Source organism: Clostridium frigoris, assembly GCF_018861865.1.
GTDB lineage: Bacteria > Bacillota > Clostridia > Clostridiales > Clostridiaceae > Clostridium_AD > Clostridium_AD frigoris.
Genome location: NZ_JAHLDV010000076.1, coordinates 1 through 10,831 on the forward strand (window position 1 = coordinate 1; position 10,831 = coordinate 10,831).

The window sequence follows — 10,831 nt, forward strand, 5'->3', positions numbered from 1 at the left end:
ACAATGTTTGTATAATACCTTCTAGCATCATCAAGTAAGTCGCGGTCAAAGTTCATCTCGTCATTAAAAATCTTACCATCCAATGATCCGAAAGATCCAAAAGCATCTGCAGAAAATAATACACCATTTGTAGTATCAAATGTTACCATAGCTTCTGGCCAATGTACCATTGGAGCAGCCACAAATGTAACTATATGTTTTCCAAAGGACATTGTATTGCCCTCTTTAACTTCTATTACATTGTCATCTATATTGAAACCGAACTGATGCATAAACAAGAAAGCTTTATGATTACATACAATCTTTACATCAGGATAACGAAGAATAATTTCTTCTATGCACGCTGCATGATCTGGTTCCATATGGTTAATTACCAAATAATCTAAGGACTTTCCTTTTAAAATATGTTGAATATTCTCAATAAACTGACGGCAAATTGACCAATCAACTGTATCAAAGAGTACTGTTTTCTTATCCATTAGTAAATAAGAGTTATACGAAACACCCCTTGGAATGGGATGAATATTTTCAAAAAGGGCAAGACGTCTATCGCTTCCACCAACCCAATAAAGATCCTCAGTTATATTTCTAACACAATACATATATAATCCTCCTTTACACTAAAAACATATTATTATATTTAATTATTATAGTAATTAGACTTCTATAAACATATCTTTTTCTTCACCGCAAGTAGGGCAAGTCCACTCCTGTGGTATATTTTCAAAGAGAGTACCTGAAGCTACTTCTCCTTCATCATCGCCAATGCCAGGATCGTATTCATAACCGCATCCATTACATACATAATGTTTCCAAGTTGGAATAATTCGTTTCGGAGCTGCTGACTTCATTTTCACCATTGGTGGAGCATCTTTCTTTGCTTCTCCATTATCTAAAGCCGCAGTCAGAAGTGGTAATATTTCTGTTATATCTCCAACAATACCATAATCTGAATTCTTGAAAATTTTCGCATTAGGATCTATGTTTATAGCAACAATTGTACTAGCATCCTTTATACCTTTCAAATGCTGACCTGCACCTGAAATACCGCAAGCAATGTAAAGATTTCCTTTAAATTTTTGACCAGACATACCAACATAACGATTTAGTGGTAAATATTTAAGAGTTTCAGCTACTGGACGGGAAGATCCTATAGCTGCACCGGCTTGAACTGCCAAGTCTTCTATAAGCTTCATATTTTCCTTTTCACCAATGCCTAGACCTATACTGACTACTCTTTCAGCCTTAGTAATAGGAGTGTCCATTGGAATTCCAACTGTAAAATCATATTTATCTGCCTTAAGAGCTTCCACAAGTGCAGCTACTTTTTCACTTGCAGTTCCATCACTAAAAATTACTTTTTTACGATAACCTGTAGCAGGCCCACGCTTAGCAGCTTTACCTGTGTTCTCGTTTTTTGGCATCTTACCTATGATGTGGGCAGCGATAACTACGCGATGAATCTCATTAGTTCCTTCATATATTGTACAAATTTTAGCATCCCTGTAAGCTCTTTCAACCTCCATACCTTTTAAATAACCACTTCCACCAAATATTTGAAGTGCATCATTAACAATCTCAAGACAAACATCGGAAGCATATTGTTTCGCCATAGCAGCTTCCATACTGTAGTTTTCATGATTTTCTTTAAGCTCTGCTGCACTGTAAATAAGTAATCTAGCTGCACGAAGCTTTGTTGCCATATCAGCCAACTTAAAAGAGATAATCTGTTGCTGACAGATAGGTTTTCCAAATTGAACTCTTTCTTTTGAGTACTCAAGAGCATTCTCATAAGCTCCTTGTGCAATTCCTAGAGCCTGAGATGCAATACCAATACGTCCGCCATCCAAAGTTGCCATAGCAATCTTGAAACCCTCACCCTCGTTGCCTAATAGATCTTCCTTAGGGACTTTCACATTGTTGAATATTAGCTCTGCAGTCACAGATGATCTAATACCCATCTTGTCGTAATGCTTACCGAAACTAAACCCTTCGGTGTCCTTTTCCACAATAAATGCACTTATGCCTCGAATACCTATATCCGGCGTAGTGACTGCAAATACAATATAAATATCAGCCTTACCAGCATTTGTGATAAAGATTTTTTCACCATTCAAAATATAATTATCACCATCGAGTACTGCAGTTGTCTCAGTACCACCGGCATCACTACCAGCATTTTCTTCAGTGAGACCGAATGCTCCAAGTTTCTCTCCCTTTGCTAGTGGAACCAAGTATTTTTGTTTCTGCTCCTCTGTTCCAAAAGCTGCAATTGGGTAAGAACCTAGTGATGTATGAGCAGAAAGAATTACGCCTGTACCACCGTCAACTCTTGATAATTCCTCAACAGCGATTGCATAACTAAGTACGTCTAAACCTGCTCCACCATACTCTTTTGGATATGGTATTCCCATCATCCCCATATCAGCTAACTTATTAATAGCCTCATCAGGAAATTTATTTTCCTGATCTAACATAAATGCAATAGGTTTAACTTCCTCCTCGGCAAATTCTCTAATTTTTAACCTCAAATTTTCATGTTGCTCCATAGTCTTAAAAAGCATATATAATACCTCCCTTTAATTAATACTGTTTAATAAATCTAAATTCGTAAACGTCTTCTTTAAAGTGCACCTAATTTGTATACTTTCATTGTATACCTAAAAAATATACATTACAACCTTAATTAGAACTTCTTTTTCCTCATATTCCCCCATTAAAACAGCTAGAATATACTTCATAATGAAGTACCTTTAATTATTTTCATCATCCTAATAATATTATCATCCTAATAATATTATTATTCCATTATTTCTTATATAGAATGATTTCTACATTATTTATTAAATTCCTTTAAAAATTGGAATACTAAAAATAAAACCACCGACTATTATTAAGTCGATGGTCCAATAGTAAATGTTTTACTCAAGTTCAAATGCGCCAGTATAGAGTTGATAATACTTTCCCCTCTGTGATATTAACTTCTCGTGATTACCACTCTCAATTATTCGCCCTTCCTCAAGCACCATAATTTCATCAGCATTTTTCACTGTAGAAAGCCTGTGAGCAATTACAAATACAGTACGGCCTTGCATAAGTGAATCCATACCTCTTTGTACAATCGCCTCTGTACGGGTATCAATGCTAGAAGTGGCTTCATCAAGGATCATAACCGGAGGATTAGCAACAGCAGCTCTTGCAATAGACAATAATTGTCTTTGACCTTGTGATAAGCCAGATCCATCCCCTGATAAAATAGTATCATAACCCTTTGGCATCATGGAAATAAACCCATCAGCATTTGCAAGTCTTGCAGCCCCATAAATATCTTCATCCGTAGCATCAAGCTTGCCATATCTTATGTTTTCCATAATAGTACCAGTAAATAAATTTGTATCTTGAAGTACAACTCCAAGGGAACGACGTAAATCGCTTTTTCTTATTTTATTAATGTTGATATCATCATATCGAATTTTTCCATCTTGAATATCATAGAAACGATTAATCAAATTAGTTATAGTAGTTTTTCCAGCACCAGTCGCACCAACAAATGCTAGCTTTTCACCAGAATGTGCATCAAGGCTTACATTATGCAATATAGTTTTTTCTTCATTATAACCAAAATCCACATCGAAAAATTGCACATCTCCTGTTAATTTAGTATAAGTAACAGTGCCATCTTCATGAGGGTGCTTCCAAGCCCATATTCCTGTACGCTTTACAGTTTCACTTAAGATATTCTCCTCATATTTAGCGTTTACCAGTGTTACATAACCTTCATCTTCTTCAGATTCTTCATCCATCAATTCAAAAATACGTTGTGCACCCGCAAGTGCCATAATAACAGCGTTGAGTTGTTGAGATATCTGACCAATAGGCATGCTGAAGGTTTTGCTAAGCTGCAAGAAAGAGGCAATAGCACCTAGTGTTAATCCACCAATTCCGCTTATTGCTAAAGCCCCTCCCACAATGGCAACCAAGACATAAAGAAGATTACCCAAATTCGACATAATAGGCATGAGTATATTGGCATAATTATTGGCTTTTGTAGCATTATCACAAAGTTCTTCGTTTAGAAGATCGAACTGCTCTTTTGAATCTTCCTCATGGCAGAACACCTTAACCACATTTTGTCCATTAATCATTTCCTCAATAAATCCATTTGTTTTACCCATAGAACTTTGCTGTTTAATAAAAAATTCAGAACTCTTCCCAGTGATTTTTCCAGTGATAAACAGCATAACTACAACCATTATAATTACAATCACTGTCAAATGCCAGCTGACATAAATCATGGCCAAAAATACGCTTACAATAGTAATTGCAGATGAAAACATCTGAGGAATACTTTGAGAGAGCATCTGCCTTAATGTGTCTATATCATTAGTATAGCGACTCATGATGTCTCCATGTGAATGAGTATCGAAATATTTTATAGACAGAGTACCCCCACCCCTGCAAGAGCACTGATTAATATACATACAATAACAATTACAAACTGTATTTTATAAGTACTTGTAACGTATGAAAATAATCTTTTCATTGTTTTTCCGTCTGATTTAGGCTTGGACTTGTTATTATTATTCATTTGTCTCTGCCCCTTTCATCTGTGAAGTATAGACTTCTTGATATATTTTATTGGTTTTTAAAAGTTCATCATGAGTCCTATGGCGTCTATTCTACCAGCATCCATTATAATTATCTTATCTGCATCCTCCACCGAAGAGATACGCTGAGCTATAATAATCTTTGTGGTACTAGGAATTTCCTCCTTGAATGCACGACGGATTAGAGAATCTGTTTTCGTGTCTATAGCACTAGTAGAATCGTCTAGAATTAATATTTTAGGTTTCTTTAGCAGTGCACGCGCAATACAAATCCTTTGCTTTTGACCTCCAGAAACATTAGAACCTCCCTGTTCAATGTAGGTGTCATATTTATGTGGAAATTTCAAAATAAAATCATCTGCTTGTGCTAACTTGCATACTCTTATGAGTTCATCATCCGACGCCTCTTTATTACCCCACCTAAGGTTTTCTTTAATTGTTCCTGAAAAAAGCACATTCTTTTGTAGAACCATAGAAACTTCATCACGTAAGGCTTGTATATCATATTTACGCACATCTACCCCACCGACTAAAATATTTCCACCTGTTACGTCGTAAAGTCTAGGAATTAGTTGAACAAAAGTAGTTTTTGCACTTCCAGTACCACCAATGATACCAATGGTTTCACCCGCCTTTATAGAAATATAAATTTTTTTAAGGCAAAGTTTATTTTTGTCATCATTATAACTAAAATCTACATTTTCAAAGTTCACACAGCCATTAGGCACTTCATAAATAGGATGCTCTGGATTATGCAAACCACTTTTTTCATCTAGAACCTCTACAATTCTTTCTGCTGAAGCACGAGAAATTGTAATCATGACAAAAACCATTGAAAGCATCATCAAGCTCATTAAAATTTGTGCAGCATAAGCCAGTAAACTCATTAATTGACCTATGGTCATTGTTGACCCTACAATCATTTTCGCACCAAACCAAGAAATTAGAAGGATACAGGTATACATGGTAAACTGCATGAGTGGACTGTTAAAAGCTAATAATTTTTCTGCTTTTGAAAAATCGCTATAAATTTCTGTGGATACTTTTCCAAATTTATTCTTTTCATGGTCTTCACGGACATAAGACTTTACAACTCTAATACCACTTATATTTTCTTGCACCACATTATTTAGATGATCATAGGTGCGAAATACTTTCTCAAAAATAGGATGGGCGTTGATAATAATTAAGTAAAGTCCAAGTCCTAAAAATGGGATAGCTACAAGAAATACTAAAGCTAATTTTGCATTAAGGCTAAACGCCATAATCAAAGAAAAAATAAGCATTAACGGACTCCGTACTAAAATACGAATGATCATCTGGTAGGAATTTTGAACATTGGTCACATCTGTAGTTAACCTAGTTACTAGGCTTGCACTTGAAAATTTTTCAACATCCGAGAATGAAAAACTTTGTATATTATAATACATTTCTCGCCGTACATTTTTTGCATATCCTGCAGAGGCTTTTGCTGCATATCTTCCTGATTGCATACCGAAAAAAAGTGAAAATATAGTGCATAACACTAGGACAATACCCATTTTTTCGATGTAACCTAAATTCCCCTTTGCGATTCCGTTATCAATAATTCGCGCCATTAAGAAAGGTACTATAACCTCCATAATAACCTCAAATGTTACAAAAACAGGCGCAAGGATGGTATCTTTTTTATACTCACCTACGCATTTTGCAAGTCGTTTAATCATAATTTGGTAACCTCCACACATTAATATTTGTCATTATTTATACAGTTAGGTAACTAACAACACATCAAAAAAAATAACCGTCTGTCTATATCTAAGAAGATAGTTAACTATTCTATATTTTTTGAAATTTTGTTTACAAGTTGAAGAAAGGTTTCGATTTCTTCATCAGTTAAATTCTTTGCAATTTTTTGTTCTACTTGAATAATTTGGGCTTCTATCTTTAGATGAATGCCAAAAGCTTTTTCAGTTAGAATAAGTTTTTTTAATCGTGCATCGAAAGACACTGCTTCCCTCGTTATTAATTTATTTTTTTCCATAAGTTGTAAAATAACTGTAGCTGTAGACCTTCTAATGTTAAACTCAATTTCAACATCTTTTTGAAAAACATCTTTTTTGTATGTGTTGTCACAAAGGTAATCAATGATCCAACACTGCGTTCCTGTTATACCATCAATCTCACACTTTGAAACGCTAATATCAATTTGACGTTTTACTTGATTAGAAAGTGTTTTTACTACAAATCCTATGGCCTTTGAACGATCCATAAAGCATCCCCCCATTATGTTAGCATACTAACAATTTTAATACTTGATGCTGTAATTGTCAAACTTTATCAAAAATTGTTTTCCACTAATTTGTTATGACTAAAATCAGGGCTGGATTATTTAATATTTATTATTAAATAATCCAGCCTTTTCTATTATTTCCTGCTCAGTAAATAAACTTAATACAGCTTCATTATATTCATTTAAGTTTTGCGACTTCTTTATTTTTTTAGCATACTTTTTATTATCTGAGAATATATAAATCATATACCCCCATAATTCTTTCATTCTAAATATTGCATTTCTCTCTTCATCAAATACTTCTATATATTTATATAGAATTTCATCATGAAAATCTTTTAATGTTTTTTTGTCTATATTGGTATTATTTTCAATATCATTCATTAAGTTTGGATTAGCTATTATCCCTCTCCCTAGCATTACTGTTTTTACTTTCGAAAAAGTTTTCATTAATTTATTATAATCATCGCTAGTAAAAATATCCCCATTATAACACACTGGATTTATGCTTAAAGACAATGCATCCTTAAATACCTGCAAATTAGGTTTGTTCCCATAAAAATCTTTTTGTATTCTCGGATGGATAATTAATTCTTCTAAAGGATATTTATTGTAAATTTTTATTAGCTCATAAAATTCTTCTGGATTATCCTTTCCTATTCTAGTTTTTATAGAAATTTTCATATCATCTATTTTAAATATTTCATCTAAAAATATATCGAGTTCTTCTCTTTTGGCTAAAAACCCTGAGCCTTTATTTTTTGAAACAACCGTTCCAGCTGGACATCCTAAATTTAAATTCACCTCGTTATACCCTAATTGTTGTAATTTTCTAGAAGTAATAATAAAACCTTCTGAATCGTTAGTAAGTATTTGTGGAACTACATTCATTCCCTTATTATTTTCAGGCAAAACATCTCTTAATTCTTTAGACTTAAGACTTCTACTCTTATTTGTAACAATAAAAGGTGTAAAGTATTTATCAATATTATTAAAAAATTTTTTATAAGAATTTCTATATACGTATCCCGTAATTCCTTCCATTGGTGCTAAATAATATTTCATTCCTCTTCTCTTGCTTTCTCAAGTGCCTCTAAAAATATTTCAGATGGTTGTGCACCAGATATCGTATATTTATTATTAATTACAAAGTAAGGAACACCACTTATTCCAAGTTTCGAAGCTGTTTCTTCATCTTTTCTTACTTCGTTACTATACTTATCTGATTCCAAAATACTTAATGCCTTTTCACTATTAAGACCAACTTCACAAGCAAGACTAGCTAATACTTTATGATCAGATATATTTAAAGAGTCCACAAAATATGCCTTTAAAATTCTTTCTGATAACTCATTCATCTTACCTTGTGTTTTTGCATAATGAGCTACCCTGTGAGCATCAAAAGTATTTGTTGGGACTAAATCATCAAAATTATAATTAAGACCTATAACTTTAGCCTGTGTTGCTATTTGGTTATTTGATGCTTTAGCTTGTTCTACTGGTATGCCATATTTTTTTGCTATAATTTCATTAATATTCCCATCAAATTTCTTTTTAGCTGATGGATCAAGCTCAAAGCTTTTAAATATTAATTCAACTTCATCCTTATACTCAAATTTTTCTAAAGCAATTTCTAACCTCCTTTTGCCTATATAGCAAAATGGACACACAAAATCTGACCACACTTCTATTTTCATTACTATTCCTCCCACTTCAATTAATTTTTCTACTAATTCTGCATTTTTTTTATATTTTTTAAAACTTTATCAAAATTTTCTTCAAAAATCTGCCTTTCATTCCTATCGAAACCATTTAACATTAAATCTAAGATCTCAATTTCTATACTCTCAATCTTCTGTTTTATATACAGCGCCTCTGGTTTTAAACTTATATATACGCTTCTCTTATCTTCAGAACAAATACATTTTTTTATTAATCCTTGATTTTCGTACTTATTTATAATATCAGACAAAGAAGATTTAGATATTTTCCATATGTTTGATATTTCGCTAAAAACCAAAGCACTTCCATCTTCAGGCAGTATATAAAATAAGGGAATATGATTTTTTAATATTGGCAATCCTTCTTCCTTTATTTTTTTTTCAATAAACTTGTTAGAAATAAAGTTAATTTCGTTTATCTTACCTAATATACAATTTTTTTTCATTTATTCACCTCGTTCGTACGTATACGAATTATATTAACTCTTAGAACTTTCTTTGTCAATAGTTATTATTAACTACTCATCATTTATTATAATAATTGGTCATAATATTCAAATAAAAAAAATATAACATAAAAACAACATTTTTTATTTTTATTATTTAAATATTTACTAGTTTTTCTCAAGTATAGTTGTCCTAACTATATGCTAATCAACCAGGTTGCTATTGATTTTATCCTTGTATAGCTATGAAGTGTAATGATATAATAAATTTATTAAAAATTGCAAATTATGAATTATGAAAGGAGTGATTTAATCATGGAAACAAAATTAGAAAAAAAGTTTGGTCTTATTACTGCAATAGCAATGGTTGTTGGCATTGTTATAGGTAGTGGCGTTTTTTTCAAAGCAGAGAAAGTATTAACTGCAACTGGGGGGGATCTTAAACTAGGTATTTTGGCTTGGGTTATTGGCGGTATTATTATGATTTCTTGTGCCTATACTTTTGCTGTAATGGCAACGAAATACGAGAAAGTAAATGGTATAGTCGATTACGCAGAAGCTACTATGGGCGAGAAATATGGATATTATGTTGGCTGGTTTATGGCACTAATTTACTATCCAACATTGACATCAGTTTTAGCATGGGTTTCAGCTAGATACACCTGCGTATTATTTGGATTTTCAATTACAGGTGGTGAATGTATGACTATTGCCTGTCTATATTTGATAGGTAGCTATGCTTTAAATGCATTATCACCAGTTTTATCTGGTAAATTTCTAGTTAGTACAACTGTTATAAAACTAATTCCACTAATTTTAATGGCTATAATTGGGTCAATCGTAGGTATCCATAGTGGTATGACTATGATTAATTTTACAACAGTAGTTACAAAAGTAAATACTGCGAATGCATTATTTACAGCAGTTGTTGCAACAGCCTTTGCATATGAGGGTTGGATTATTGCTACAAGTATCAATGCTGAACTAAAAGATGCAAAGAAAAATCTTCCACTTGCTCTTGTTGGAGGAACTTTTATAATTATGCTTGTTTATATTCTTTACTATATAGGACTAGCTGGAGCTGTAACAAACCAAGTTATGATGAAAGGCGGAGAAGCTGGAGCTAAATTGGCATTCCAAAAAATATTTTCCTCTGCAGGTGGTACTCTAATATTTGTATTTGTTATTATTTCCTGTCTTGGAACTTTAAATGGATTAATGCTCGGATGTACTCGTGGTATTTATTCACTAGCAGCAAGAGGATTTGGACCAAAACCAAAAATATTTAAACAAATAGATAATGAAACTAATATGCCAACAAATTCATCTATACTCGGACTACTTCTTTGTGCTATATGGCTATTATACTTTTATGGCGCTAACTTAACAAAACCTTGGTTTGGATTCTTTTGTTTTGATTCATCAGAATTACCTATAGTTACTATTTATGCATTATATATTCCCGTTTTTATTATGATGATGAAAAAAGAAAAAGATTTAAACTCATTTAAAAGATTCGTAATGCCTATTGTTTCATTAGCAGGATGTATATTCATGATAGTTGCTGCTTGTTTTTCTCATAAAATAGCAGTTGTTGCATATCTAATTGTCTTCGCAATTATAATGGGTATTGGTTCTTTGTTTTCAAAAAAAGTAAATCTTAATTAAATTAAAACAATCGAGTAGGAGCTAAATAATTAGTTTATTTAGCGACCTCTCACACCACCGTGCGTACCGTTCGGTACACGGCGGTTCAATAGAAATTAATGTTTTAATAAATATGTT

Annotated in this window: 8 protein-coding genes and 2 pseudogenes; 1 reads left to right on the forward strand and 9 read right to left on the reverse strand. The window is 32.7% G+C overall.

The features are described 5' to 3' along the window. The 9 genes and pseudogenes from KPL37_RS17905 to KPL37_RS17945 form a co-directional block, all read right to left on the reverse strand. Positions 1–602, reverse strand: a 602-nt coding sequence (locus tag KPL37_RS17905; RefSeq protein ID WP_216151451.1) for an FprA family A-type flavoprotein, incomplete at its 3' end; no start/stop codon positions are given. Positions 603–656: 54 nt separating this feature from the next. Beyond that, positions 657–2,564 carry an acyl-CoA dehydrogenase family protein gene (locus KPL37_RS17910; RefSeq protein WP_216151452.1) on the reverse strand — a complete coding sequence of 636 codons (1,908 nt, stop codon included), beginning with the start codon at positions 2,562–2,564 and terminating at the stop codon, positions 657–659. A gap of 357 nt (positions 2,565–2,921) precedes the next feature. Beyond that, positions 2,922–4,442, reverse strand: a pseudogene (locus KPL37_RS17915) (ABC transporter ATP-binding protein); the annotation flags it as partial. Continuing rightward, entirely contained in the window at positions 4,433–4,588 is a 156-nt protein-coding gene (locus KPL37_RS20440; protein WP_216151454.1) for a hypothetical protein, read from the reverse strand. The pseudogene KPL37_RS17915 and the gene KPL37_RS20440, both read right to left, overlap by 10 nt. Then, positions 4,581–6,313 (reverse strand): annotated as a pseudogene (locus KPL37_RS17925) (ABC transporter ATP-binding protein). Before KPL37_RS17925 ends, KPL37_RS20440 begins: the two are co-directional and overlap by 8 nt. Before the next feature lie 107 nt (positions 6,314–6,420). Beyond that, positions 6,421–6,858, reverse strand: coding sequence for a MarR family winged helix-turn-helix transcriptional regulator (locus KPL37_RS17930; protein ID WP_216151455.1), 438 nt, complete (start codon positions 6,856–6,858; stop codon positions 6,421–6,423). A 120-nt stretch (positions 6,859–6,978) separates the two neighbouring features. Then, positions 6,979–7,944: a tRNA dihydrouridine synthase gene (locus tag KPL37_RS17935; protein WP_216151456.1), complete on the reverse strand. Its 966-nt coding sequence runs from the start codon at positions 7,942–7,944 to the stop codon at positions 6,979–6,981. Next, the gene (locus KPL37_RS17940) at positions 7,941–8,576 is read right to left on the reverse strand and encodes a DsbA family oxidoreductase (protein WP_216151457.1); all 636 of its coding nucleotides are present in this window, start codon (positions 8,574–8,576) and stop codon (positions 7,941–7,943) included. The genes KPL37_RS17935 and KPL37_RS17940 overlap by 4 nt, the downstream gene beginning before the upstream one ends. Positions 8,577–8,608: 32 nt before the next feature. Further along, positions 8,609–9,046 (reverse strand): MarR family winged helix-turn-helix transcriptional regulator, encoded by a 438-nt coding sequence (locus KPL37_RS17945; protein WP_216151458.1) that lies wholly within the window; start codon positions 9,044–9,046, stop codon positions 8,609–8,611. Positions 9,047–9,361: 315 nt separating this feature from the next. Between KPL37_RS17945 and KPL37_RS17950 the strand changes: the two genes are divergently transcribed. Continuing rightward, positions 9,362–10,714, forward strand: coding sequence for an APC family permease (locus KPL37_RS17950; protein ID WP_216151459.1), 1,353 nt, complete (start codon positions 9,362–9,364; stop codon positions 10,712–10,714). Positions 10,715–10,831 lie beyond the last annotated feature (117 nt).